Source organism: Halorubrum tibetense, assembly GCF_055396225.1.
On sequence record NZ_AP043742.1, the window covers coordinates 2,029,630 to 2,053,876 of the forward strand.

At 65.6% G+C, this 24,247-nt stretch carries 25 protein-coding genes; 15 read left to right on the forward strand and 10 right to left on the reverse strand.

Going from position 1 to position 24,247, the window contains the following annotated elements; all coding sequences use genetic code 11:
- Nucleotide 1 precedes the first annotated feature (1 nt).
- The 4 genes from nuoL (at nucleotide 2) to ACZ5TV_RS10220 (ending at nucleotide 5,490) form a co-directional block, all read left to right on the forward strand.
- Entirely contained in the window at nucleotides 2-2,059 is a 2,058-nt protein-coding gene (nuoL, locus tag ACZ5TV_RS10205; protein ID WP_379778253.1) for an NADH-quinone oxidoreductase subunit L, read from the forward strand.
- Nucleotides 2,056-3,588 carry a complex I subunit 4 family protein gene (locus tag ACZ5TV_RS10210; RefSeq protein ID WP_379778255.1) on the forward strand — a complete coding sequence of 511 codons (1,533 nt, stop codon included), beginning with the start codon at nucleotides 2,056-2,058 and terminating at the stop codon, nucleotides 3,586-3,588. Before nuoL ends, ACZ5TV_RS10210 begins: the two co-directional genes overlap by 4 nt.
- Entirely contained in the window at nucleotides 3,581-5,092 is a 1,512-nt protein-coding gene (locus ACZ5TV_RS10215; RefSeq protein WP_464383799.1) for an NADH-quinone oxidoreductase subunit N, read from the forward strand. Before ACZ5TV_RS10210 ends, ACZ5TV_RS10215 begins: the two co-directional genes overlap by 8 nt.
- Before the next feature lie 113 nt (nucleotides 5,093-5,205).
- Nucleotides 5,206-5,490: a hypothetical protein gene (locus ACZ5TV_RS10220; protein ID WP_379778258.1), complete on the forward strand. Its 285-nt coding sequence runs from the start codon at nucleotides 5,206-5,208 to the stop codon at nucleotides 5,488-5,490.
- Between the two features lie 3 nt (nucleotides 5,491-5,493).
- On the opposite strand, the gene ACZ5TV_RS10225 is transcribed toward ACZ5TV_RS10220, so the two are convergent.
- The 3 genes from ACZ5TV_RS10225 to ACZ5TV_RS10235 are packed head-to-tail and all read right to left on the reverse strand — an operon-like array spanning nucleotide 5,494 to nucleotide 7,951.
- A complete protein-coding gene (locus ACZ5TV_RS10225) occupies nucleotides 5,494-5,724 on the reverse strand; it encodes an H/ACA ribonucleoprotein complex subunit GAR1 (protein WP_379778260.1) in 231 nt (76 codons plus the stop codon).
- 2 nt (nucleotides 5,725-5,726) lie between these two features.
- Nucleotides 5,727-6,005 carry a signal recognition particle subunit SRP19 gene (gene srp19 / locus ACZ5TV_RS10230; RefSeq protein ID WP_379778262.1) on the reverse strand — a complete coding sequence of 93 codons (279 nt, stop codon included), beginning with the start codon at nucleotides 6,003-6,005 and terminating at the stop codon, nucleotides 5,727-5,729.
- A 59-nt stretch (nucleotides 6,006-6,064) separates the two neighbouring features.
- The gene (locus ACZ5TV_RS10235; RefSeq protein ID WP_379778267.1) at nucleotides 6,065-7,951 is read right to left on the reverse strand and encodes a PAS domain-containing sensor histidine kinase; all 1,887 of its coding nucleotides are present in this window, start codon (nucleotides 7,949-7,951) and stop codon (nucleotides 6,065-6,067) included.
- 228 nt (nucleotides 7,952-8,179) lie between these two features.
- On the opposite strand from ACZ5TV_RS10235, the gene alaS reads away from it, so the two are divergent.
- The 4 genes from alaS (at nucleotide 8,180) to ACZ5TV_RS10255 (ending at nucleotide 13,191) form a co-directional block, all read left to right on the forward strand.
- On the forward strand, nucleotides 8,180-10,957 hold the full coding sequence (gene alaS, locus ACZ5TV_RS10240; RefSeq protein WP_464383800.1) for an alanine--tRNA ligase: 2,778 nt from the start codon (nucleotides 8,180-8,182) through the stop codon (nucleotides 10,955-10,957).
- Between the two features lie 10 nt (nucleotides 10,958-10,967).
- Complete coding sequence (locus ACZ5TV_RS10245; RefSeq protein ID WP_464383801.1) at nucleotides 10,968-11,768, forward strand: alpha/beta fold hydrolase; 801 nt, start codon at nucleotides 10,968-10,970, stop codon at nucleotides 11,766-11,768.
- A gap of 99 nt (nucleotides 11,769-11,867) precedes the next feature.
- Nucleotides 11,868-12,584 (forward strand): type 1 glutamine amidotransferase, encoded by a 717-nt coding sequence (locus tag ACZ5TV_RS10250; RefSeq protein ID WP_379779870.1) that lies wholly within the window; start codon nucleotides 11,868-11,870, stop codon nucleotides 12,582-12,584.
- 82 nt (nucleotides 12,585-12,666) lie between these two features.
- Nucleotides 12,667-13,191, forward strand: a complete 525-nt coding sequence (locus ACZ5TV_RS10255; RefSeq protein ID WP_379779868.1) for a DUF2062 domain-containing protein — start codon at nucleotides 12,667-12,669, stop codon at nucleotides 13,189-13,191.
- A gap of 66 nt (nucleotides 13,192-13,257) precedes the next feature.
- Here the strand turns inward: ACZ5TV_RS10255 and ACZ5TV_RS10260 are convergent, their stop codons facing one another.
- The 7 genes from ACZ5TV_RS10260 to ACZ5TV_RS10290 all read right to left on the reverse strand — a co-directional run bounded on the left by ACZ5TV_RS10260 (nucleotide 13,258) and on the right by ACZ5TV_RS10290 (nucleotide 17,474).
- Nucleotides 13,258-13,710, reverse strand: a complete 453-nt coding sequence (locus ACZ5TV_RS10260) for a transcription elongation factor Spt5 (protein ID WP_379779866.1) — start codon at nucleotides 13,708-13,710, stop codon at nucleotides 13,258-13,260.
- Nucleotides 13,710-13,886: a protein translocase SEC61 complex subunit gamma gene (locus ACZ5TV_RS10265; RefSeq protein ID WP_379779864.1), complete on the reverse strand. Its 177-nt coding sequence runs from the start codon at nucleotides 13,884-13,886 to the stop codon at nucleotides 13,710-13,712. Before ACZ5TV_RS10265 ends, ACZ5TV_RS10260 begins: the two co-directional genes overlap by 1 nt.
- 102 nt (nucleotides 13,887-13,988) lie before the next feature.
- Complete coding sequence (hcsS, locus tag ACZ5TV_RS10270) at nucleotides 13,989-14,213, reverse strand: halo-CC-star protein HcsS (RefSeq protein WP_379779862.1); 225 nt, start codon at nucleotides 14,211-14,213, stop codon at nucleotides 13,989-13,991.
- Nucleotides 14,210-14,590 carry a halo-CC-star protein HcsL gene (gene hcsL / locus ACZ5TV_RS10275; RefSeq protein WP_379779860.1) on the reverse strand — a complete coding sequence of 127 codons (381 nt, stop codon included), beginning with the start codon at nucleotides 14,588-14,590 and terminating at the stop codon, nucleotides 14,210-14,212. The genes hcsS and hcsL overlap by 4 nt, the downstream gene beginning before the upstream one ends.
- Nucleotides 14,587-16,554 (reverse strand): arsenical pump-driving ATPase, encoded by a 1,968-nt coding sequence (gene arsA / locus ACZ5TV_RS10280; protein ID WP_379779858.1) that lies wholly within the window; start codon nucleotides 16,552-16,554, stop codon nucleotides 14,587-14,589. Before arsA ends, hcsL begins: the two co-directional genes overlap by 4 nt.
- A gap of 3 nt (nucleotides 16,555-16,557) precedes the next feature.
- Complete coding sequence (gene arsD / locus ACZ5TV_RS10285; protein WP_379779856.1) at nucleotides 16,558-16,887, reverse strand: arsenite efflux transporter metallochaperone ArsD; 330 nt, start codon at nucleotides 16,885-16,887, stop codon at nucleotides 16,558-16,560.
- A 194-nt stretch (nucleotides 16,888-17,081) separates the two neighbouring features.
- A complete protein-coding gene (locus ACZ5TV_RS10290; RefSeq protein ID WP_379779854.1) occupies nucleotides 17,082-17,474 on the reverse strand; it encodes a cupin domain-containing protein in 393 nt (130 codons plus the stop codon).
- Between the two features lie 159 nt (nucleotides 17,475-17,633).
- Here ACZ5TV_RS10290 and ACZ5TV_RS10295 point away from each other — a divergent pair, with 159 nt between their 5' ends.
- From ACZ5TV_RS10295 to ACZ5TV_RS10325, 7 genes are all read left to right on the forward strand, one after another.
- Nucleotides 17,634-18,023: an ArsR/SmtB family transcription factor gene (locus tag ACZ5TV_RS10295; protein WP_379779852.1), complete on the forward strand. Its 390-nt coding sequence runs from the start codon at nucleotides 17,634-17,636 to the stop codon at nucleotides 18,021-18,023.
- Nucleotides 18,024-18,578: 555 nt separating this feature from the next.
- Nucleotides 18,579-21,086 carry an efflux RND transporter permease subunit gene (locus ACZ5TV_RS10300; protein ID WP_379779850.1) on the forward strand — a complete coding sequence of 836 codons (2,508 nt, stop codon included), beginning with the start codon at nucleotides 18,579-18,581 and terminating at the stop codon, nucleotides 21,084-21,086.
- A 101-nt stretch (nucleotides 21,087-21,187) separates the two neighbouring features.
- Complete coding sequence (locus ACZ5TV_RS10305) at nucleotides 21,188-21,472, forward strand: hypothetical protein (protein WP_379779848.1); 285 nt, start codon at nucleotides 21,188-21,190, stop codon at nucleotides 21,470-21,472.
- 65 nt (nucleotides 21,473-21,537) lie between these two features.
- The gene (locus tag ACZ5TV_RS10310) at nucleotides 21,538-21,990 is read left to right on the forward strand and encodes a RidA family protein (RefSeq protein ID WP_379779846.1); all 453 of its coding nucleotides are present in this window, start codon (nucleotides 21,538-21,540) and stop codon (nucleotides 21,988-21,990) included.
- Between the two features lie 138 nt (nucleotides 21,991-22,128).
- Entirely contained in the window at nucleotides 22,129-22,458 is a 330-nt protein-coding gene (locus ACZ5TV_RS10315; RefSeq protein WP_379779844.1) for an ArsR/SmtB family transcription factor, read from the forward strand.
- A gap of 186 nt (nucleotides 22,459-22,644) precedes the next feature.
- Complete coding sequence (locus ACZ5TV_RS10320; protein WP_379779842.1) at nucleotides 22,645-23,412, forward strand: MIP/aquaporin family protein; 768 nt, start codon at nucleotides 22,645-22,647, stop codon at nucleotides 23,410-23,412.
- Nucleotides 23,413-23,664: 252 nt separating this feature from the next.
- The gene (locus ACZ5TV_RS10325; RefSeq protein WP_379779840.1) at nucleotides 23,665-24,246 is read left to right on the forward strand and encodes an arsenate reductase (azurin) small subunit; all 582 of its coding nucleotides are present in this window, start codon (nucleotides 23,665-23,667) and stop codon (nucleotides 24,244-24,246) included.
- The last annotated feature ends 1 nt before the right edge of the window (nucleotide 24,247 follow it).

Genomic DNA, 24,247 nt, shown 5'->3' on the forward strand with positions numbered 1-24,247 from the left:
GATGGTGGACGCGTTCGCGTACGTTCCGGCCATCGTCCTGCTCCCGTTCTTCTCGTTCCTTGTCGCCCTCGGGGCCGGCAGGTATCTTCCGAAAGGTGGCGCGTTCGGCGGCATCGCGGCGACCGCGGGCTCGTTCCTGCTGTCGCTGTGGGTGCTCGCGACCGTCGCCGGCGGCCGGGCGTACAACGAAACGATCTACACGTGGGCGGGCGAGGGTGGTGTCGGACCGACCGACATCGAACTCACCTTCGGCCTGCTGATCGACCCGCTGTCGGCGCTTATGCTCGTCATCGTGACGCTCGTCGCGCTCCTCGTTCACGTGTTCTCCCTCGGTTATATGAACGACGAGGGCGAGACGGGTCTCCCCCGCTACTACGCCGGACTCGGCCTCTTTACGGCCTCGATGCTCGGGTTCGTCGTCGCCGATAACCTGCTGATGGCGTTCATGTTCTTCGAGCTCGTCGGCCTCTGTTCGTACCTCCTCATCGGGTTCCACTTCCGCGAAGCGGGGCCGCCGTCGGCGGCGAAGAAGGCCTTCTTGGTCACCCGGTTCGGCGACTACTTCTTCCTCGTCGGCGTCGTCGCGGTGCTGGCGACGTTCGGAACTGCCCAGTTCGCGGGCGAGGGGTCGTTCCCCGTCCTCGCCGAACAGGCGCTCACCGGCGCTGGCGAAGTCGCGTGGGTGCCGGGCGGACTCGAACTCGGCACGTGGTTCACGATAATCGGGCTGCTCGTGCTCGGCGGGGTCGTCGGGAAGTCCGCACAGTTCCCGCTGCACACTTGGCTGCCCGACGCGATGGAGGGTCCGACGCCGGTCTCCGCGCTCATCCACGCGGCGACGATGGTCGCGGCTGGCGTCTACCTCGTCGCGCGGATGTTCGGCTTCTACGCGCTCACTCCGACGACGCTCGCCGTCATCGCGTTCGTCGGTGGGTTCACCGCGTTGTTCGCGGCGACGATGGGCGTCGTGAAAGACGAACTGAAGCAGGTGCTCGCGTACTCGACTATCTCACAGTACGGGTACATGATGCTCGCGCTCGGCGCGGGCTCGTACGTCGCTGCGACGTTCCACCTGATGACTCACGCCTTCTTCAAGGCGCTGCTGTTCCTCGGTGCCGGCTCGGTGATCATCGCGATGCACCACAACGAGAACATGTGGGACATGGGCGGACTAAAAGACCGGATGCCCGTCACCTACTGGACGTTCCTCGCCGGGTCGCTCGCCCTGGCGGGGATCTTCCCGTTCGCCGGCTTCTGGTCGAAAGACGAGATCCTCTACGAGGCGTTCATCCACGGCCTCAACGATCCGCTGCTGCTCGGCGGTTGGATAATGGGGCTGCTCGCGGTACCGATCACCGCCTTCTACACCTTCCGGATGGTGTTCCTGACGTTCCACGGCGAGCCGCGGACCGATCTGGCCCGTGACCCCGAACCCGTCCGCTGGAACGTGAAGGGGCCGCTCACGGTGCTCGGCTCGTTGGCGGTCGTCGCCGGCTTCGTCAACATGGTGCCGGTTCAGAAGCTGCTCGGCCTCGGCGGGATCGACTTCCTCACGCAATGGCTCGACAACGAGTTCGGCGGCATCGACGGCGTCGGCTACTCGGCGTACAACGATCTGCTCGCGACGTACGGCGGCTACGAGGCCGAAACGCTCGCCGGGCTGAGCGAGGAGCTGACGTTGCTCGTCGCCGCCGGACTCTCGCTCGGTCTCGCCGTGGCCGGCGTGCTCGTGGCGTGGCGGCTGTACAACGTCGCATCGCCGACGGAACACACGGCAACGCTCGGCGGTGTCAAAGACGTGCTGTACAACAACTACTACCTCGACGAACTGCAGGTATGGCTCGCGTATCGGACGGAAGACACCGCGGGCGGCGCGGACACCTTCGATCAGGGGATCATCGACGGCGTCGTCAACGGCGTCTCGTCTGTCGCGCTCGCGGCCGGCCAGCGCGTTCGCCGGATACAGACCGGCGTCGTCACGCACTACGCCGCGATGCTGACGCTCGGGCTGCTCGCGTTGCTTGTCGCTCTCGGGGTTAGTGGGGGGTGGTTCCTGTGATACTCGAAGCGCTCATCGGATTCACGTTCGTCGCCGCGCTCGCCGTGTTGGTCGCACCCGACGAGTGGGCTGGTCGGCTCGCGTTCGGGCTCAGTATCGTTCCGTTCGTCGGAAGCCTCTACCTCTGGTCGGCGTTCGACGCCGGTGGCAACGCGCTCACGGGCGGCACCATCGCGTTCGAGTCGCGGATCGAATGGCTCGAGGTCGGCGGCCGCTCGGTCTCGTGGTTCGTCGGGCTGGACGGTATCAGCCTACCGCTCGTCGTGCTCACGACGTTCCTCGTGCCGCTAGCGATCGTCAGCGCGTGGACCCCGATCGACAGCCGACAGAGCCAGTTTTACGGGCTCATGCTGTTCATGGAGGCGAACCTCCTCGGCGTGTTCACTGCGCTGGACTTCTTCCTCTGGTTCGTCTTCTGGGAGGCGGTGCTCGTGCCGATGTACTTCCTCATCGGCGTGTGGGGCGGCCCGCGCCGGAAGTACGCCGCGATCAAGTTCTTCGTGTACACGAACGCGGCGTCGCTGGTGATGTTCATCGGCTTCATGTCGCTCGTGTTCGCGCTCGGGGACGGGGTGAGCTCCTTCGGGCTCCCGGAGATCACCCAGGCGATCGCGGCCGGGGAACTGGGGACATGGTTCGGGATCGCGCCGGGGACGCTCGCGATGGTCGCGTTCCTCGCGATGTTCGCCGGCTTCGCGGTGAAGGTCCCGATCGTCCCGGTACACACGTGGCTGCCTGACGCCCACGTCGAGGCACCAACACCGGTCTCCGTGCTGCTGGCCGGCGTCCTCCTGAAGATGGGGACATACGCGCTGTTGCGGTTCAACTTTACGATGCTGCCGGAGCAGGCGTCCGCACTCGCGATCCCGATCGCGGCGATCGCCGTGATCAGCGTTATCTACGGCGCAATGCTCGCGTTGGCACAGAAGGACCTCAAGCGTATCGTCGCGTACTCCTCCGTCTCGTCGATGGGGTACGTCATCCTCGGGCTCGTCGTGTTCACCGAGTACGGCGTCGGCGGCGCGACGTTCCAGATGGTCGCACACGGCCTCATCTCGGGGCTGATGTTCATGGCGGTCGGCGTCATCTACAACGCGACACACACCCGGATGGTCGGCGATATGGCCGGGATGGCGGACCGGATGCCGATCACCGTCGGCATCCTCGTCGCCGGCGCGTTCGGCTACATGGGACTGCCGCTGATGGCCGGATTCGCCGGAGAGTTCTTCATCTTCGTCGGCGCGTTCGGTGCGCCGTCGCTCCCGTACGCGCCGCTGTTCACGGCGCTGGCGATGTTCGGCATCGTGATCGTCGCGGGCTACCTGCTTGCGGCGATGCAGAAGACGCTGTTCGGGCCGTTCCGGCTCGAAACCGACTACGAGGTCGGGCGTGCGCCGGTCCACGACGTCGCGCCGCTCGCGGTGCTCCTCGCGGCGATCATCGTGCTCGGCGTCGCCCCCGACCTGTTCTTCGAGATGATCCGTGATGCTGCCGTCCCGGTCGTCGAGGGGGTGAGCGTCGATGTCTAGTCACACGCCGCTCTGGTTCGCGCTCGCGCCGACCCTGATCCTCGGCGTTACCGGACTGGCGCTGTTGTTGGTCGACACGGTCCGTCCGAACACGCGGTCGAACACGGCCTCGGCGGTCGTGAGCACGCTCGGCGCGCTCGCCGCGCTCGCCGTGACGGTCTGGTTCGTCGGTGCGGGGACCGGCGACGCGAGCACCGGCGGCGCGATCTACCTGCTCGCGGACGCGATCAAGGTCGACACGATGGCCCTGTTCTTCACGGCGATCTTCGCGTCCGTGACGGCGCTGGTCGTCGTCGCCGCCCACGACTACTTCGACGGCCACGACAGTCCGGCGGCGTTCTACTCGCTCACCGTCTTCGCGGCGACGGGGATGTCGCTGCTGGCGGTCGCGAACTCGCTCGCGGTCGTGTTCGTCGCCCTCGAGATGGTGTCGCTCCCGTCGTACGCGCTGGTCGCGTACCTCAAGAAGAACCGCGGCAGCGTCGAGGCGGGGCTGAAGTACTTCCTCGTCGGCGCGCTGTCGTCGGCGGTCTTCGTCTTCGGTATCTCCCTGGTGTACGCCGCGACCGGCTCGCTGATCTTCGCGGACGTGGCCGCCGAGATCGCGACGCTCGACGGGCTCGCCGGCGTTGCCGGTATCGGGATCGCGATGATCATCGGCGGCGTCGCGTTCAAGACCGCGTCGGTGCCGTTCCACTTCTGGGCACCCGAGGCGTACGAAGGCGCGCCCGCACCGGTGAGCGCGTTCCTCTCGTCGGCATCGAAGGCCGCCGGATTCGTGGTCGCGTTCCGCGTGTTCACCGAAGCGTTCCCCATCGGCGCGTCACTGGTGGCCGACGTCAACTGGGTGCTCGCGTTCGGCGTGCTGGCCGCGGTGACGATGACGATCGGGAACTTCGCGGCGGCCGTCCAGGAGAACGTCAAGCGGATGTTGGCGTACTCCTCGATCGGCCACGCCGGCTACGCGCTCATCGGGCTCGGCGCGCTCTCCGGGAGCGCTGCCGGTAACAGCGCCGTGATGGGCGCGGCGATGGCCCACCTGCTCGTGTACGGGTTCATGAACACCGGTGCGTTCCTGTTCGTCGCGATGGCGGAGCGCTGGGGCGTCGGCCGGACGTTCGAGGACTACGCGGGACTCGCTCGCCGCGCGCCGATCGCATGTACCGCGATGGCCGTGTTCATGTTCTCGCTCGCGGGGCTCCCGCCGTTCGCCGGGTTCTTCTCGAAGTACTTCCTGTTCATGGGAGCGATCGACAACGGGTTCGTCTGGCTCGCGGCGCTCGGCGCGATCAACAGCGTGATCTCGCTGTACTACTACAGTCGCGTGGTCAAGGCGATGTTCCTCGACGATCCCGCGTCGTCGAGCGCGCTCGACGCGGTCGACAGCCGGCCAACGGCGCTGTATGCCGCGGTCGTCTTCGCCGCCGTAGCGACCGTCCTGTTGTTGCCCGGCTTCGGGCCCGTCGTCGAGACGGCCGAGGCCGCGGCCTCCGCGCTGTTCTAGCCGCGGACGACGCGTGCTGCGGGGACTTCCCCCGTTCACGGCGTTCTTCCCCCGTCGGATCGCTTCCCTGCCGCCGTCCACAGGTATTACCCGGCGCGTCGCGTACGGATGCCATGAGCAGTCGGCAGTACCGCTGTCTGAGCTGTCTCGAACACACGCTCACCCGCTCGTTCAACGCCGCACATCTCTCGGTGACGTGCCCGAACTGTGGCTCGTTCGAGCGGTTCGTCAACGAAGACGTGTATCAGCAGTACGAGTCGTTCGAGGCGTCCCCACCGGCGGAGATCGACTGGGAGCAGCTGGATCGTGTCGAGAAGTTCGTCGTCTGCGAGCGACTCGTCAGATCGACGAAGACGCTCGCGGACTTCGAGGTCGTCGGACCGGAAGTGGAGGGGTAGGCGTTATCTGGCGTAGAGGGGGCCACCGACGAGTGCCGGGAGGGAGACGCCGCTCGCCGGCGTGACGGCGACGTACGGGTGATCGACGGGGCCGAACACGTCGACGACGCGGCCGACCCGCGAGAGCGACTCGTCGACGACTCCCGCGCCGATATCGGGCGGGTCCTCGCCGACACTCCCCCGGGCGATCGCGAGCCCGCCGGCGGTTCGGACGACGGTTCCGACGCGGCGCATCGTCACTCGCGAAGGATCCCGATGTAGGCGGCGACGGCCTGCACGAGGTCGTTCTTGCTGGTGTCCTCGGTTCCCGTCACGACGACCGCGCCGCGGGGTTCGTACTCCCGGGAGTACGTCTTCTCGCGTTCGATCACCGCGTCGTAGCCGACCTGCTGTACCGCCTTCGCGATCTCGTCCACCGTCGGCTCCTCGACCGCGAGGTCCATCGGGACGCGACGCCCCTCCGACCGTGAGCGGTCGGCGTCGAAGTACGCGGGATAGACGACGTTCTCGACCATATCGGAACCGCGAGCGGACGCGGTAAGGTCGTTTCGACTCCCGTCGGGCCGCCGGTCGATCACCCGGCCCGGAACTCGAACCGGGCACCGCCGCCCTCGCCGGTCGTTGCGCGGGGCTCCCAGCCGTGTGCCTCCGCGATCCGACGGACGATCGCCAGCCCGAGTCCGGTCCCGTCCTCGTCGGTGGTGTACCCCGTTTCGAAGACGTGGTCGGGATCCTCCGTGAACCCGTGACCGTCGTCTTCGACGTAGAACCCGAGGTCTTCTGCCCCTTCACCGCTGCCCAGCGACCCAATACGTACGGTAACCGTCGGATCGGACCGTTCGGCACCGTCCGGCGAGCCGTCTCCCGCGCCGTCACCGGACCCCGCCCGACTACCAGTCGAGCCGTGTTCCACGCTGTCACCGGACTGTGTCCGGTTGCTCGTGGAACCGTGTTCCACGCTGTTCCGAAACAGGTTCTCGAGCAGTTCCCGGGTTCGTGTCGCGTCCGCGTCGAGCCGGACATCGGCCTCGACGTCGAGTGCCGCATCGCCGGTGTCGACGCTCCTCCATGCGTCACGCGCCACCGACGCGATCGAGATCGGCTCGACTTCGCCGACGACCTCACCCTTCCGGGCCAGCGAGAGTAGGTCCCCGACGAGCCGGTCCATCCGGGTCAGCGCATCGGCGGCGTGGTCGAGGTGATCCGGGTCCCCGGTGTCGCGTGCTAGGTCGACGTACCCCTCGGCGACCGAAAGCGGGTTCCGGAGGTCGTGCGAGACGATGGACGAGAACTCCTCGAGCCGCTCGTTCTGCCGACGGAGGGTCGCCTCGCGCTCGCGTCGCTCAGTGACGTCGGTATAGATGGCGTAGCCGGCGACGTTCTCCGCGTCGAGGTGGATCGGGATGACGTGGAGGATGAAGTGGCGCTCGCCGTCGGCGGTTCGGCGCGTCACCTCCCGTCTGACGTTCTCCCCGCGACGGAGCTTCGCGTTGAGCTCGTCCGCCTCCGACCGCTCCGACTCGGTTTCGGGGACGATGTACTCGTCGATCGGTTCCCCGACGACCGTCTCCTCGTCGTAGCCGAACGTCTCCTCGAAGGCGGGGTTGACCCGGCGGAACCGGGGGCCGCCATCGGTGAAATCGTAGGCCACCGCCGGGTCCGGGACGTTCTCGAACAGGGCGAGCAGCCGGTCACGCTCCGCTCTAAGCTCCGTGTCGGCGCGGAGCCGTTCGAGCGTCTCCTCGAGGTGGGAGGCGAGCAGCTCCACGAGCCGCTTGTCGCCCGCGTCGAACCCCGTGTCGTCGCCGGTCGACACCTGGAGCACCGCGTCGTCGCCAACGGGGACGGTGATCTGTCTGCCGTCCCCCTCTCGTGCGGGAGTGACAACCGACTCCGATCGGTCCAGCGCGATTCCGGCCGATCCGCGGCCGACACGGACGCGCCGGCAGTCGTCGAGGTCCACGTTCGATGAGACGGCGACCGGCTCGATCCACCCGTCGTCGAGGACGCCTACGCCGACGTGGTACTCCGGGAACACCTCGTCGGCGATCGCGGCCGTCGTTCGATACGCCTCCTCGACGGATCGGACGGTGGCGAGCCGAGCCGTCTCGTTCTGTAGCCGCTCGATCCGCGATGGTTCCTCCGAGGGGGTGTCACGGATCGACGTGTCCTCACGGGCGAGCAGCCACGCTACGTGACCGTCGACGGCGGTCGGGTCGGTTGCGATCGCGTCGACGGTCGGGTCCGTCGCGAACGAGCCGATCGGGTCGTCGACGAGTGCGACGACCGGCCGTGTCGGATCGACCTCCTGTACCCGATCGAGACCGTCGCGGTCGGTGACGACGAACGCGTCGGCCGCAGCCGGATCGGCGGGTCCTCGATCCGCACCAGTCGACCCGTCGGATCTCCCCGTGTCCGCCGCGTCGCCGGGCCACCGCGACGGCGTCCCGTCCGCTCCCAGGGCGACGACGGTCGGTCCGTCCGGGGTCGTAGGCACCACTATGGGACGGTGTATCTCGCTTCCGGTTATAAACGTTCCTCCCGCGGTCGGTTGCGGGCGTTCCCGCGCCCGACGTTCCCGCGTCCGACGTTCCCGCGTCCGATGTTCCCGCGTCCGATGTTCCCGCGGCGACGTCCCTTCGCGGGCACCCCGGAACCCTTTTGGAGCAACACGGGCCAGAACATGGTAATGAGCGATCTCGAAGCGGAGTACCGTCTCGACTACTTCGAGGAGGAGGGGTTCGTCCGCACGGAATGTGACTCCTGTGGCGCCCACTTCTGGAGCCGGGATCACGACCGCGAGCTGTGTGGGGAGCCGCCGTGTGCCGATTACAGCTTCATCGACGACCCGGGGTTCCCCGAGTCGTACACGCTGTCGGAAATGCGGGAAGCGTTCCTCTCCTTTTTCGAATCGAACGGCCACGAACGGATCGATCCGTACCCGGTCGCTGCGAACCGGTGGCGCGACGACGTACTGTTAACACAGGCCTCCATCTACGACTTCCAGCCGCTCGTCACCTCGGGTAAGACCCCCCCACCGGCGAACCCCCTTACCATCTCACAGCCCTGTATCCGGATGCAGGACATCGACAACGTCGGGAAGACGGGGCGGCACACGATGGCGTTCGAGATGATGGCACACCACGCGTTCAACACGCGCGAGGACGCCGAAGACGACTACGCCTACGAGGGCGAGGTGTACTGGAAAGACGAGACGGTTCGGTACTGCGACGAGCTGTTCGAGAGCCTCGGTGCCGATCTCTCCGAGATAACCTACATCGAGGACCCCTGGGTCGGCGGCGGCAACGCCGGGCCCGCCATCGAGGTTATATATAAAGGCGCGGAGCTCGCGACGCTCGTCTTCATGTGTATGGAACAGGACCCGGACGGCGAGTACGAGATGAAAGACGGGAACACGTACTCGTTCATGGACACGTACATCGTCGACACCGGCTACGGTCTGGAGCGATGGACGTGGATGAGCCAGGGGACCGCGACGGTGTACGAGGCCGTCTACCCGGATGCGATCGAGTTCCTCAAGGAGAACGCCGGGATCGAGCACACCGAGACGGAGCGGGAGCTGATCCACCGTGCCGCGAAGCTCTCCGGCCGGCTCGACATCGACGATGTCGACGACGTGGAGGCCGCTCGTGGCGATATCGCTGACAAACTCGACGTCGACGTCGATCGCCTCCGCGAGCTCGTCGAGCCGTTGGAGAGCATCTACGCGATCGCCGACCACTCCCGCACGCTGGCGTACATGTTCGGTGACGGGATCGTCCCCTCGAACGTCGGAACCGGGTACCTCGCGCGGATGGTGCTCCGCCGGACGAAACGGCTCGTCGACGAGGTCGGCGTGGACGCGCCCCTCGACGAGCTCGTCGATATGCAGGCCGAGCGGCTCGGCTACGAGAACCGCGATACCATCCGCGAGATCGTCCGCACGGAGGAACGGAAGTACCACAAGACGCTGGAACGCGGCTCGCGGAAGGTGGAGGCGCTCGCGGACGAGTACGCCGGCACTGGCGAGCCGATCCCGACCGGCGAACTGCTGGAGCTGTACGACTCTCACGGGATCCAGCCGGACATGGTCGCGGATATCGCCGCCGAGCGCGGGGCCGACGTGGACGTCCCCGACGACTTCTACGCGCTCGTCGCCGACCGCCACGAGGAGTCGGACGACGGCGGCGAGGGGACGGAGCGCGACGACCGCCTCGCCGACCTCCCGGAGACGGAGAAGCTGTTCTACGACGACCAGGGTCGCACGGAGTTCGAGGCCGTCGTCCTCGACGTGTTCGAGCGCGAAGAGGGGTACGACGTCGTGTTGGACCAGACGATGTTCTACCCCGAAGGCGGCGGCCAACCGGCCGACCGCGGCTCGTTTACGGGCGGCGAGACGACCGTGGACGTGGTAGACGTCCAGGAGGTCGGCGGGATCGTCCTCCATCGCACCGACGCGGATCCCGGAAAAGGGGAGTTCGTCCGCGGGCAGGTCGACGGCGAGCGACGGGACCGCCTGCGAGCGCACCACACCGCCACACACCTGATCGGGCACGCGGCCCGAGAGGTGCTCGGCGATCACGTTCGACAAGCCGGCGCACAGAAGGGACTCGACTCCTCCCGCCTTGACATCCGTCACTACGAGCGGATCTCTCGCGAGGAGGTGAAAGCGATCGAGCGACTCGCCAACGAGCTCGTCCGCGAGAACGTCCCGGTGCGCCAGGAGTGGCCCCATCGGCACGAAGCGGAGGCCGAGCACGGGTTCGACCTGTATCAGGGAGGTGTCCCGCCGGGAACGAACATCCGCCTGATCCACGTCGGCGACGCGGACGTCCAGGCGTGTGCCGGCACTCACGTCGACCGCACCGGCGACATCGGCGCGGTGAAGGTGTTGAAGACGGAACCGGTTCAGGACGGCGTCGAGCGGATCGTGTTCGCCGCTGGGGACGCGGCCGTCGAGTCGACACAGCGGACGGAGGACGCGTTGTACGACGCCGCGGCGGTGCTCGATGTCGACCCGCTCGACGTCCCCGAGACGGCGGAGCGGTTCTTCGAGGAGTGGAAGGCCCGCGGCAAGGAGATCGAGTCGCTGAAGGCGTCGCTCGCGGAGGCGCGAGCCACCGGTGGTGACGACGCCGAGACGGTCGAGATCGGCGATTTCACGGCCGTGATACAGCGGATCAACGGCGACGCGGACGAGCTCCGCGCGACGGCGAACGCCCACGTGGAAGACGGTAACGTCGCCGTCGTCGGCAGCGGTGCCGGCGGGTCGGCGAGTGTCGTCGTCGGCGTCCCCGAGGGCGTCGACGTCAACGCGGGTCAGGTCGTCTCCGAGCTCGCCGGACGCGTCGGCGGCGGTGGCGGCGGTCCGCCGGACTTCGCGCAGGGCGGTGGGCCGGACGTCGACGCGCTCGACGACGCGCTCGACGACGCCCCGGACGTGCTGCGGACGCTTCAGGAGGCGTGAGATCGGAGCCGTGCCGCGAGCACGAACCGACGGCGTCTCGATCCGGTACGAGGTCGACGAGGGGCGGTCCGCCCCGGGCGAGGCGGTCGTCTGCTGTGGCGACATCGGGCTCGGTGCCTGGCAGTTCGGCTGGCAACACGCGGCGCTCGCGGGCCCGCACACGGTGATCACGCCGGAGACGCGCGGGGTTGGGGAGTCGGACGCGCCGCCGGGGCCGTACACGGTCGAGGCGCTCGCGAGCGACCTCGACGCGGTCTGTGCCGCGGAGGGGATCCGCAACGCGCACCTCGTCGGTTACGGGCTCGGCGGGATGGTCGCGCTCGCGTACGCGATGGCCTCTTCACGGCCGGCGAGCCTGACGGTCCTGGGGACGCCGCCAGTCGGCGACGCGTACAACCCGGACGCGGTGTGGGCGGACCCCACCGACTCCGCGGCGATCGAGGGGTCGCTCGCCGGACTGCTCTCCGAGCGGTTCCGGACGGAGCACGCGGACGCGGTCTCGCGGATCGTCGAGTGGCGGCTCGCGGAGGACGCCGACCGGGAGACGTACGAGGCGCACCGCGCGGCCGTCGAGACGTTCGACCGCTCCGACCGGCTCTACGAGCTGACGACCCCGACGCTCGTCGTCCACGGGGTCGACGACACCGTCTGTCCGATCACCGCCGCCGAGTCGCTCGCGGACGGGCTGCCTCGCGGCGAGCTTCACGCGGTCGAGGGCGCCCGACACCTCGTCGGCGTCGAGGCGTCCGCCGAGGTGAACGACCGCGTCGTCGGCTGGCTCGCGGAGCGGACCGCCGACCCGTCGGCGTGATCGGGCGGACTCGCCGACGTGACCAGGGCAGTCCGCGGACGTGACCGGGCCGGTCCGGCGACGTAACCGTTTTGGGGTGTTCGCCCCTCCGTACACCCGATGACACGTCTCCGGTTCGCCCTGTTGAACGCCGCACACGACGGCGCGAGCACGCGTCGGAACTTCCGGCGCGAGCTCGACGCCGACCTGGCGGAGTTCGACGCCGTCGACGGCCATCTCCCCGACCACACCGAGTTCGACGGCGTCGTCGTCACCGGCTCGCGCTCCTCGGTCTACTGGGACGAGCCGTGGATCCCGCCGCTCGTCGAGTACGTCGCCGAGGCCGCCGAAGCCGGGGTTCCGGTCCTCGGCGTCTGTTACGGCCATCAGGTGCTCGCGGAGGCGCTCGGCGGCCACGTCGCCGGCATGGACGGGTTCGAGATCGGCTACAACGCGGTCCACCGCGTCCGTGACGACCCGCTGTTCGCCGACATCGACGAGTCGTTCACGGTCTTCACCACTCACGGCGACACCGTGACGACGCTCCCGCCGGGTGCGACGCTACTCGCCGAGAACGAACACGGCGTCCACGCCTTCCGTAACGGTCACTGCTGGGGGGTCCAGTTCCACCCGGAGTACGACCTCGATACCGCCCGAGAGGTGACCGAAGGGAAACGCGACCGGCTCGGCGACGCCCGCGTCGACGACGTGCTCGCGGGGATCACCCCCGAGGCGTACGACGCTGCCTGTGAAGCGAAGGCGCTGTTCGACAACTTCGTCGGCTACGCCCGTGACTTGGCCGCGGAGCGGGGGACGGCTCGGGTCACGACCGATTGACGGCCATGGCGACGCTCCGGAACGCCTGAGGAACAAGGAGTCGGCGACAACTACTTTCCGTGTGGTGGTGTAGCAGAGGGAGATGATCGTTGGCCGGACGAACGAGTGGCTCGGGCGGATCAAAACGGAGCTACAGCACTCCTTCGCCGAGGAGTACACCCCGCGTGAGACGGCGGGAAGCTTCTCGATCGGGGTGTTCATCACCATGCTGCCGACGCTCGGGACCGGCCTCCTGCTTTTCTTCCTCCTCGCGTGGCTGTTCGATCGGATCAACCGCGCGGCGCTCGTCGCGTCCGTGATCGTGTTCAACCCGGTAGTGAAGTGGGGGGTGTACGCCGCCAGTTTCACCCTCGGGGTGTTGATACTGGGGCCCGTCCCGGGCGTAACGCCCGCGGAGGTGTCGCTGTCGGCCGGCCCGGAGATCGTGATCCGGCTCCTCGTCGGTAACCTGATCCTGGCGGTCGTCGCCGCGGTCCCGGGATATTTCGTCTGTCTCCGGCTCGTGGAGGCGTACCGAACCCACCAGATCGATGTCGTCGATGCGGTCGCGGATATCGTCGACCCGGACGGGACGGAGACCGAAGCGCCGCCCGGAACGGACGACTGACGGCGGAACGGGGAACGCTGGAGAGGACAAACGAAACGGTTGGGAGCCCGACCGGAAGAACGCGCGTTACCGCTCCTCGGAGTCGAGCACGCGGATCTGGTCGCCACGGACCGTCACCGGAATGGGGACGGTCGCCTCGTACAGCTCGACGGTCACTTGATCTTTCCCCTCGTCGATCCGCTGGACACGAGCCTTCTCGCCTTTGAACGGTCCGGCGATCAGCTCGACGATGTCACCCTCACCGATCCCCTCCACGTCCGGGGTCGGCGAGAGGAAGTGTTCGACCTCGGAGAACGGGCTCTCCGCGGGGCCGTCCGCGCCCTGGATGACGCCACGGGCGTGGGGGATCTCGTCGAGGATCCGGGCGAAGACGCTCCCGTCGCTCGCCTCGACCATCACGTAGCTCGTGAGCTGGTCGGGAGCGATCACCGCTTGGATCTCGGGCATCTCTTTCTCGGCGAGCATGTCGGCGACGGTGCGCTCTTGGCTCGCCGTGGTCTTGACCGAGAAGATCGGCATTACGCGCCGACCCCCGGGAGGAGGCTCATGACCGCGAAGATCAGGAAGCCGATGAACCCGACGAGGATGATGCCCGCCCCGGCGATCTTCGACACCTGGAGGAACTCACCGGTGCTCGGCGTGCTCGCCAGTTTCAACACGCGAATGTAACTGTTGAGGTCGTACGGGACGTCCATGTTACGAGCGGCTTCGAGGCGAGACGGTTTTTACCTTTTGATGCGGGTCGCGCCCCGGACCGCCACGTGTCGGCGGCGATCCCTACGAGGGACAGCTGTCGTTCAACAGCTCCCGCCGGCACCGCAGGCGCGTCCGTAGTCGACCCCCGTCTCGTCGGATATCTCCTCGGTACACCGCATGAGTAGCGAGTCGATCTCCGCCGTCGTCGACTCGGCCTGTGCCGCCGCCAGCTCCGTAGCGAGCGCCTCGGCGGCAGCGATCACGTCCTCGTCGGCGTAGTCGACCGGGCCGTCGTCCCCAGCGATGGGGTCGTCCGGGGTGCTCAACAGCACCCACCTCCGGTCGACTGCGCGAACTCGCGGCCGATCTCCTCACTGATGACGTCGTTCGTCCGCGCTAACAGCTCCACCAGCGCGTCCCGTGCCGCTTGGTGTCGCTGGATCGTCTCGACGTCGGCCATCTCCTGGCGGAGGTCGCGGAGCTCCGCCATCGTCGACTCGTCGAACCCGTTCCGCTGGAGCCGCATCCGGGTCTCCCGGTACTCCCGGAGCAGCGCCATCGCTTCCGGGTCGTCCGCGAGCGACTCGTCCGCCTCGATGAAGTCTCGATACGTGCCGGAGCGCTTGATCGTCTCGATGAACGCCTGCAGCTTCGGCTCGACGCTCGGCTCGCCCTGGGGTTCGGACGGACGCGCGTCGCTCACGAGGGCGTCACCTCCGGGGCGTCCGTCTCGGGGATAGCCGCCAGTCCCGGGATCTCCTCGCCGAAGTCGCGGAGCGCCGCCAACCCGATCGGTTCCTCGCGCCGAAGCGGTGCGGACATGAGCGGCGCGTCGAACCGGTCGCGGATCTCCTCGAGGTACGTCGCCTGCTGGGCGCGCCGGTTCGCGAAGAAGGCGTTGTCGCCGTGTTCCTCGGGGAGGAGGTAGTTGGCGACGACCAGCGAGGTCTCGATACCGACCTGATCGCGGAGGTCCTCGGCGGCCCGATACGCCTCCATCATCGGGGTGTACTCGGGATACATCACGAACGCGAACGTGCTCCGTTCGGGGTCTTTCATCGTTTCGATGACCTCGTCGTACTTGTCGCCCTTCGCGGGCGCGGCACCCTTCGTCAGCGACCCGAGGTCCATGAACCCCTTCCAGTCGGAGGGGAGTTCGAGCAGCCGGAGCGTGTGGCCGGTAGGGGCGGTGTCGAAGACGACGACGTCGTAGCCGTCCTCGTCGAAGTAGCTCACGAACTTCTCCAAGGCGGCCATCTCCTCGGCACACGGCGACTCCAGCTCCTCTTCGACGTTCGCGATCGCGGCGTCGACGTCGATCTGCGTGTCCTCCTTGTCCTCGTACATCTCGGTGACGTGGTCGAGGACCTGCTCGCGGTACTCGGCGAGCGCCTCCTCCTGATCGATCCGGGCCGCGTCGAGGTTGGCTTGGCTCACCGACGTGGGCTCGTGGCCCACGGGCTCGCCGAAGATGTCCTCGAGGTGTGCTGCCGGGTCGGTCGTGACGACGAGCGTCTCGTGGCCCGCCTCGGCGAGTTTCGTCGCCGCCGTCGAGGCGATCGTACTCTTGCCGACGCCGCCCTTCCCGGTGAAAAAGAGGTACTCCGTCTCCTCGCCGGGCGTGAGCTGGTCGACGACAGCGTCCGGATCGGTCACTGCCTCGAAGTCAGTCCCGTCGTCGCTGGCTGCCCCTGCGCCGTCCTCGTCGGCGGCCGTGCCGACGTCCACGGTCGCGTCCGCCCCGTCGTAGAGGACGCCCCCCACGTCGGCGAGCAGATCGAGTCCGGCTATCTCACCCGGTTGAAGCGGGTACGTCGCCGTCGCGTCGGCGTCGAACTCCTCGCGAGCGCGCTCGATGACCGCCTGTTCGTCCGCGCGTTTCCCCTCGAAGAACGGGTCTTCACACACCGACTCGGGGAGGTAGCCGTTGAGGATCAGGAGCTGTGAGTCGATCCCGAGGTCGGCGAGGTCGCTCGCGCTCCGTTCGATCTCATCGATCGACGAGTCCTCCGGTTTGCCGACGAACGCGAAAGAGGTGCGCTCGCCGTCTTGGAGCGTGTCGATGGCGCGCTCGTATTGCGCCTTCTTGTCCTCCATCGAGGCGGCGGGCCCGATACAGGTCGAGCCCCCCTTCTCGAGTTCGGCGTTCCAGTCGGACGGGAGCTCCATCAGTCGAATCGTGTGGCCGGTAGGGGCGGTGTCGAAGACGACGGCGTCGTACTCCGGGCTGTCCATGAAGTCGACGAAGTTGTCGAAGGCGGCGATCTCCTCGACACAGGGGCTGTTGAGCTGCTCTTCGACAGTCCGTATCTCCTCCTCGCCGAGCAGTTCGCGCATCGGTTCGATCGTCTCTTGACGGTACTCCTCGGCGGCGGTGTCCGGATCGATCTCGATCGCGGAGAGGTTCTCGACCCCGTCGATCGCGGTGACCTCGTGGCCGATCGACTGCCCGAAGATGTCGGAGAGGTTCGGCGCGGGGTCGGTCGTCACCAGCAGCGTCTCGTAGTCGTTGTCGGCGAGCCACGTCGCGGTCGCACAGCTCACGGTGCTCTTGCCGACGCCGCCTTTCCCGCTGAAGAAGACGAACTCGGTGTCGTCGCCGCTCGGCTCGACGACTTCGCGCGCGGTCGTTTCACTCGCTTCCGGCTGTTGTGCTGTCCGTGCCATCGTTCAGGCCTCCTGCGGGGTCAGGTTTCCGTCGATAGCTGCGGTCAGCTCGTCGTACGAGAGGTACTCCCCCTCGGCGACGATCTCGTCGTCGACGACCGTGATCGGGAGGATCGACGGACCGTTCTCTTGAACGCGGTCGTAGATCCGCTGCGTTTCGAGGAACCGGTCGATGTCGTGTTGCATGTTCGCCCGAGTGACATCGAGGTCGTCGAACGCGTCCTCGAGCTGGTCGAGGGCCGCGCTGACTTCGACCAGTTCGTCGTCGGGATCCGGTCCGCAGACGCCCGTGGAACAACACATCGCTTCTTCGTACAGAGTGAGTTCGGTCATGTGTGGGTTGATCGGCTGTCGTCGGTGGTTAGTGGCCGGCGGTCAATGGAGGACGGTTCGTTTGAACTTTCTCTCCGTTCGCGATCGGACCGCCAGTGCATCACTCAACCGACTTCATTTGAAGAAACGCTCAGTTATTCATAAACCCTTCGGTGGAGAGAAGCGCGTGGGTGGTGGGGCGTTGCGTTGACCGGTCACCCGACGAACCCGTCCGCGGACCACGAATCGACGTCGTTCGTACACGTTGTCGTCCGACACTGTGACGCCGGCGCGCTGATCAACACGAACGCGCTATCGGTCTCCGAATTGCGGATCTGACGAGTCGCCCGCGGCGGGATCCACACCGCGTCGCCCGGCTCCATCGACACCGAGTCGTCGTCCACGACGACGGTCGCCTCGCCCTCGAGGAGCACGTACACCTCCTCGTGGTCGTCCGCCACGTGGTCGTGCGGTTCGTTCCGCCAGCCGGGTTCACACCGCACCATCGACACCCCCACCTGTTCGCTGCCGAGCGACTCGGTGAGCGAGCGCATCGCTCCCGAGACGGGTTCGACGTCGGCGTAGTTGACTCGCTCGTACGCGGCCATCAGACGGCACACTCCGGTCGGTTCGCGTTCGGGGGGCGCGAAGTACTCGATCGCATACACCGAATTGATTGAATAAGCACTAATTCGTTCCGGTTCAACTGCCGGGTCGAATCCCCCCGATCCACAACGCTTAATCACTCATTCGCTCAAATATCCCGTATGTCATCGACCGATCGGCTTCGTCGGTACGTCGCCGACGAGTGTGGGAGCTGTACCGACGAGGATCTCTCCGAGCGACTGGCCGAACTCGAGGAGCTGGACGAGCGGACCGGTGAATCCGATTTCGAGGCCGACGTGGACCTCTTGTCCGCGCTCGCCAACGGGACCCGGTACAAGATCGTCCGCCTGCTCCACACCGCGGACGACGAGCTCTGTGTCTGTGAGATCTCGCCGCTGTTGGACGTTAGCGACAGCGCGATAAGCCACGCTCTCTCGCAGCTCACCGACGCCGGTCTCGTCACTCGCCGCAAGGACGGAAAGTGGCGGAAGTACGAGGCCACAGCGCAAGCCACTGCCCTGTTGGTCGCACTCGACGGGTCACGCCGGTAACCTCCTAACCCAGTGTGAATCTCCCACGTCGATAACTCCCTGTCTCATCAGTACCGACTCGACGTCGGACGACCACCTCGACGCCGAGTGGACTGCTCGATCAACGATACTTCGACGATCGGTTCGATCCGGACCGCGTTTTCAATGTTCGCTACTCGGATGTCGACTTCCGTCGTCCTCGTCGCGTCGGGAGCCACCATCAGTCGATCCGCCGTATTCGATCGTACGTCGAAAACAGATTTAAGTGGCTAAATCCGTTTAACTATCTTGTGTAGAAATGGCAAGACTATACGAAAGTAGTGTGCACTGTATATCCGGCATAGTCACGCTTCTCGGTATCGAATTAGCATGGACAGTCCACGAGTTGTTGATCGTGATTTCCGCTCTTTCCGGTTTAAAACCCGTTCAAAGCAGTTTGCGGAGATCTGTCCAGCTAATCGCCTCCTCCCAGTATGCGGTCATATCGACAACACGTGATCAGGTGCCGGACCGAAATTGTGGATATAGAGATGTATAGTGCTCACAACAGTAGACAACAAATTGGAGGTCAAATGAATGCCTGAAGACGACAGAAACACACGGAGCGTACTCGGTCGGATCGGTCGAACAGCTGCGAGCAATCGACGAGCGGTGTTCGCCGGCGTTCTCGTTCTGCTACTCCTCTCGGTCGTTGGTGCTGCCGGCGTCCAGATGAGCCTCGGTATGGAGCTGTACGTCGACGACGACTCCCAGACGATGCAGGACTGGGAAGAGATCCAGGCGGACTTCGACAAAGGAAACGTCGTCTTCGTCGTCGTCGAAACTGACGACGGGACGGATCTGTACGACCCGGAAACACAAGAACAGCTGTCAGATCTGTACGGGTCGTATTACGACGATGTCGACGCTGCTGCCCTCGTGACCAGTCCCGTCCATCCGGTCAAGGCTGGGCCGGGTGGCGGGGAAGTGCCGGAAACGAGGGAGGACATCCTCTACTCCCTGAGCTACTCGTATAACGAACACCGGTCGAACATGGGTGTCATCGCGAACCTACACCCGGATATTCAGGACACAGAGCAGTATCCGGAGATCCCCGACGGTGTCGACCCGGATGCGTATCCGATGGTCGTTGAGGACGCCGAAGACATGTTCGACGGGGGGGACACCGGTATCATCATCGTGCAGTACGGAGACATCGAGGTCCCCGAAGACCGGGACGGCGAACTGTTCGGCTTTCTACCGACGAGCGAGGACGAGATCGTCGAGGAGCAACTCAGAGAGACCACTGCGAACGCAGACCTCGACGGAATGGAGCTGACGTTCACCGGAACGCCAGTCTTCGAGGAGGCCGCCTTTGGGATGATGCTCCCGGAGATGATCCAGCTGTTCGCCATGGCGTTCGGGATCATTCTCCTGTTAGTCGTGGCGATCATGCACGGGCGGCTGCGGAAGACCCGGCGTGTCGCACTGCCGCTCGTCACGTCGTTGTCGGTCGTCCTGTTGATGCTCGGAATGATGGGGTTCGTCGGGTTCGACTTCAACGCGATCATGCTTGGCGTGATGCCGATCGCCCTCGGACTCGCGATCGACTACAGCCTCCAGATCCAGACCCGATACGTTGAGGAACGAGAACACGGCCGTCAACCGATCGATGCTGCCGAAGTCGCGGCGCGGACGACAGGTCGCTCCTTGGCGATCGTCCTCGGAACGACAGCGGTGGGGCTCGGATCGCTGTTGATCGCCGACGTGCCGCCGGTCCGTCAGTTCGGCATCACCGTCGTCTTCAGCGTGCTCGCCGCGATGGTGTTATCGATCACCTTCCTCATCGCGTTGCTGGTGACGTTCGATGAGCCCGAGGCGGCGGTCACATCGACGACCGATCCCGACGGCGCGGGGCGGAACGACACCGTGGACGAGACGACCGGCTTTGTGGAGGGCGTGTTCGGACGGCTCTCGGGAGTGATCGCGGCGCGTCCGCTGCTGATCGTGTTACTACTCAGTGCGGTCGTCGTCGGAGGTGCTACGGCATATCCCGCGGTCGACACCAAAGAGGACATGCTTGATTACTGGCCGGACATCGAAGAGCGACAGGAGATCCGGGAGCTCGAGGCGACGGTTCCGAGTCCGAACATCAACTACGTCATCATCGAGACGGACGACGCCTACACGTACGAGAACTTCCAGTCAGTAAGGGAGTTCCAACACGAGGCGGAGCAACACGAACACATCGTGACGGTTATGAGCCCCGCTCGTGCGATGGAGGTGGGTGAGGCGAGCCCGCCCGCGACCGGCCCACAAGGCGATACGTTCCCGGAACCGGACGAATTCGACGCGGCGCTCGATCATCGAACACGCGTTGACCGGCCGCCACAGCTCGGGTTGACGCCCGCCGACCACCCCGACCGGATCGTGGTTCAGGTGTTCGTTGAGGACATCGAGGGACAGACCGAACGTGAGGTGATCGACGACACCAAAGCGACAGCGGACGCGACGCTTCCGGACCACATGGAGACGCGCGTGACCGGGGAGATGGTTCTCAACCGGAACGTCATCGAGAACGTGACGTCAGGATTGACTCGAACGACTCTCGTCAGCTTCGGGCTCGGCGCACTGTTCTTAGGGCTCGTGTTGCGTTCCGGCCGCGAGTCGGTGCTGCTCGTCGGAAGCGTCTCCGGAGGGGCACTGGCGATAACGGCCGGCGGGATGTATGCGCTCGGCGTGCCGTGGAACCCGCTGACCGTGACGACCGCAGCGATCATCCTCGGGATCGGGATCGACTACGCGGTGCACATCTACGAGCGCTTCCGAGAGGAGGTCGGCGGCGGCTCGTCGCCGGACCGGGCGATCGCCACGGCGCTCGTCCAGAAGTCCCGCCCCGTGCTCGGCTCCGGAGCGACGACGATGCTCGGGTTCGGCGTGCTGACGGTCTCGGTGTTCCCCGTGCTATCGAACTTCGGAATCGCGATCGCTCTGGCGATGGGCGCGGCGCTTCTCACGGCGTTCGTGCTCATGCCCGCGGTCGCGCTGATCCTTACACGTCGCGGGTACCTACTGACCGGCACCGAACCGTCATCGACAGAGTAGAAGGCGCAAATCCGGCTTTCCCACACCACAGTCCGGACTCGACTCCAACAGCGCTTCCTCGGCCGAGCAATTTACATTAATATATGCTCAATTGTTGGTAGATGCTGGAAACCATACTCGCAGCGATCCGGAGCGCCTTCGAGACGCGACACGATTCGTCGGAAGCGGACGGCCCGCCGCGTACCGTCTACGGTGGGCTCCGAACGAGGGGCGACGGACTGTACAAGCAGACGAACACACAGCCGGGAACGGGTCTCTACGCCGCCGATCGCGACGCTGAAACGAGTTCCAACACCGCCACATCCGCGGAGCGGACCGACCCGTTCGACTGTCCGGACCCCGAAACCTGTGGCACCTGTCGCCCCTCCGCCGTAACCGCCGAGTGACGGGGACCGATCCGTCTCTAGAACCGATCGAAACGGCTTAATTGATTCAAGGTATATTCAATCGTGTGTCGCAAAACGCACGTGCCGTCGACGAAAGATCGGCTCGTAACGACGAGTTGAACGTCGACCGTCAGCTGAGTGTCGAGAGCGCACGGCAGCGTGACTCGGTCACGAACGTCGGTCCGCTCGGAACGCGTACGGGCCAGTCCGATCTGGTGTTCTTTCAGGGGGTCCTCCCGGAGATCAACGGCGATATCGTCGGGACGAGACCGATCGAGGAGCAGGTGCGGATGTGTCTCGATCGACTCGAACTGATGCTCCGGAACCGGAACACGACGCTCGCTGACGTGGTGAAACTCGAGGTGCAGCTCACGAACCCGAACGCCGCGGCAGTGGTCGATCAGGTGTATGAGTCGCGGTTCGATGACGTCGAGTTTCCGCCACGAACCGTGGTCGGCGTCTGCTCGCTGCCCGGCGGTGCGGACGTCCAGCTCGACGTGATCGCGGCCGCCGAATGATCGCTGTCGCGGAGCGATCGCCACCACCCGATGGTAACACACGACCGTCGTCGGCGATAGGGACATCCCAGATCCGACCCGGCTTGCCCGACAACGGGCAACACAACGATTATACCCGATACTGACGACGGGTGACCTATGACGAACGCGTCGTCGGATCAAACCGATACGATCGATCTGGGCGCGGTGATCGACGACGAGATCACGGCAACAGATGTCAAAACGCTCTCCGCACTCGGCTACGAGACGCGCTACCGCCTCGTTCGGCTCCTCGTCCACGCCGACGGCGAGATGTCTTTCGACGAGATCACACCGTACGTCTCCATCAGCGACAGCGCCGTTAGCCACGCGCTCACCCTGCTCTGTGATGCGGGGCTCGTCCAGAAGGAGAGGGACGGGCGATCACGGATCTATTCTACGACCCGGCGTGCGGAAACGCTCGTTGAGGCGCTCGATCGGACGCGGTAAGCGACTGCGGTCGCCCACGGCGGTGAGACGTTCTCTGTCCGAGTGAGCGATGTCTGTGACGATCGTCTCGGGATCACACTTCGAGGCACTCGCCTTGCCTGTTTGTAGACTACAAAAAACGTCGGTAACTGAGGGATCCATTTCAGTTTAATAGATGTGCAGATATAAATCTAGTGAAGACACGAAATGCATCCATACATCGCAGAGATCATCGGGACCGCGATCCTCATTATATTCGGCGGTGGCGTCGTCGCCAATGTCGTTCTTAATGAGACGAAAGGAAACGGCGGCGGCTGGATCGTCATCACGTGGGGCTGGGCCATCGGGGTGTTCATGGGCGTGTTCACCATCAGTCAGGTCAGCGGCGGCCACATCAACCCCGCCGTAACGGTTGGCCTCGCTGCCGCAGGACTGTTCGATTGGGCACAGGTGCCGCCGTACGTCGTCGCGCAGACGATCGGTGGCTTCCTCGGCGGCGTGGTCGTGTGGCTGGCATACAAGGATCACTTTGCTGCGACGGAAGATGAGGACGCGAAGCTGGCGATCTTCTCGACGGCCCCGGAGATACGGAACTACTCGTCGAACCTGCTAACGGAGATCATCGGGACGTTCGTGCTGGTCTTCGGCGTGTTGTATCTGAACTCAGCCGGATTTCTCGACGGCGCGTCGGGCGAGGTGCTTCAAACCATCACCATCGACGGGCAGGAGGTCGGGTTCGGTCTCGGGGCGCTGTCGGCGCTGCCGATCGCGCTCGTCGTGCTCGGCATCGGACTCTCGTTAGGTGGCCCCACTGGCTACGCGATCAACCCCGCACGCGACCTCGGCCCGCGCGTCGCACACGCGGTGCTCCCGTTTCCACACAAGGGACCGTCGGACTGGGCGTACTCGTGGGTGCCGATCGTGGGACCGATCCTCGGAGCACTCCTCGCGGCGGGACTCTACCACCTCCTGTGAGACGGGAGGCGTCTCCCGCCCGGGCCTAGTCGCCGTGTGACTCCGTCGGTCCCCTTCAACGCCGGGCGGACTGCGTCGTACGGATGAGAAACGACTAATATATGATTCCATGGTGCTGAGAGGGATGTATCGTAGAATAAGACGCTGTATGAGCCTTCTGCTTCATTATTTTGTTCCTTATAACATCACCACCGAGTTCCGACTCCGTATGAGAAAGATACAAGTGTACATATCATAAATCGACATCACAGTATGAAAGATAGTGATAGTTCAGTCACGCGACGACGGCTGCTCGGAGCCGTCGGCACGGCCGGGGCCGCGTCCGTTGCGGGCTGTGGGTTCCAACCCCCGACGGCGGGCGAGGGGGACGGCCCCGCGGAGTCGCCGACCGAACGGGTCGGCCGGATCGAACGGTACCCTCGTCTCCGGATCGCGGCCGTAGACGAGATCGACGTGGGAGAGACGGTCGAGTTCGAGTACCCGCTCGACGGCTCCGGTAACTTCCTCACACGGCTGACGGAGGACGCGGACGCCGGCGTCGGCCCTGAGGAGGGTATCGTCGCGTTCAGCAACCTCTGTACGCACATGGGCTGTGCGGTCTCGGGTAACGTCGACGCCGAGCGCGGTACCGCCGGCCCGTGTCCGTGTCATTACACCAGTTTCGACCTCTCGAAGGGCGGACTCGTCGTCGTCGGTCCCGCGACCACCGACCTCCCGCAAGTGCGCCTCGACGTCGCGGACGGCGACGTGTTCGCGACCGGAATGGACGGGCTCGTCCACGGTCGGCGGAACAACTTGGCTGACGGGGAGCCGGTCCCCGAGGAGGGCGAGTGAC

Coding starts and splice junctions, on each gene's coding strand:
- nuoL (WP_379778253.1), top strand. CDS start 2: ATGGTGGACGCGTTCGCGTACGTTCCGGCCATCGTCCTGCTCCCGTTC.
- ACZ5TV_RS10215 (WP_464383799.1), top strand. CDS start 3,581: ATGTCTAGTCACACGCCGCTCTGGTTCGCGCTCGCGCCGACCCTGATC.
- ACZ5TV_RS10220 (WP_379778258.1), top strand. CDS start 5,206: ATGAGCAGTCGGCAGTACCGCTGTCTGAGCTGTCTCGAACACACGCTC.
- ACZ5TV_RS10225 (WP_379778260.1), bottom strand. CDS start 5,724: ATGCGCCGCGTCGGAACCGTCGTCCGAACCGCCGGCGGGCTCGCGATC.
- srp19 (WP_379778262.1), bottom strand. CDS start 6,005: ATGGTCGAGAACGTCGTCTATCCCGCGTACTTCGACGCCGACCGCTCA.
- alaS (WP_464383800.1), top strand. CDS start 8,180: ATGAGCGATCTCGAAGCGGAGTACCGTCTCGACTACTTCGAGGAGGAG.
- ACZ5TV_RS10250 (WP_379779870.1), top strand. CDS start 11,868: ATGACACGTCTCCGGTTCGCCCTGTTGAACGCCGCACACGACGGCGCG.
- ACZ5TV_RS10255 (WP_379779868.1), top strand. CDS start 12,667: ATGATCGTTGGCCGGACGAACGAGTGGCTCGGGCGGATCAAAACGGAG.
- ACZ5TV_RS10260 (WP_379779866.1), bottom strand. CDS start 13,710: ATGCCGATCTTCTCGGTCAAGACCACGGCGAGCCAAGAGCGCACCGTC.
- ACZ5TV_RS10265 (WP_379779864.1), bottom strand. CDS start 13,886: ATGGACGTCCCGTACGACCTCAACAGTTACATTCGCGTGTTGAAACTG.
- arsA (WP_379779858.1), bottom strand. CDS start 16,554: ATGGCACGGACAGCACAACAGCCGGAAGCGAGTGAAACGACCGCGCGC.
- arsD (WP_379779856.1), bottom strand. CDS start 16,887: ATGACCGAACTCACTCTGTACGAAGAAGCGATGTGTTGTTCCACGGGC.
- ACZ5TV_RS10290 (WP_379779854.1), bottom strand. CDS start 17,474: ATGGCCGCGTACGAGCGAGTCAACTACGCCGACGTCGAACCCGTCTCG.
- ACZ5TV_RS10295 (WP_379779852.1), top strand. CDS start 17,634: ATGTCATCGACCGATCGGCTTCGTCGGTACGTCGCCGACGAGTGTGGG.
- ACZ5TV_RS10300 (WP_379779850.1), top strand. CDS start 18,579: ATGCCTGAAGACGACAGAAACACACGGAGCGTACTCGGTCGGATCGGT.
- ACZ5TV_RS10305 (WP_379779848.1), top strand. CDS start 21,188: ATGCTGGAAACCATACTCGCAGCGATCCGGAGCGCCTTCGAGACGCGA.
- ACZ5TV_RS10315 (WP_379779844.1), top strand. CDS start 22,129: ATGACGAACGCGTCGTCGGATCAAACCGATACGATCGATCTGGGCGCG.
- ACZ5TV_RS10320 (WP_379779842.1), top strand. CDS start 22,645: ATGCATCCATACATCGCAGAGATCATCGGGACCGCGATCCTCATTATA.
- ACZ5TV_RS10325 (WP_379779840.1), top strand. CDS start 23,665: ATGAAAGATAGTGATAGTTCAGTCACGCGACGACGGCTGCTCGGAGCC.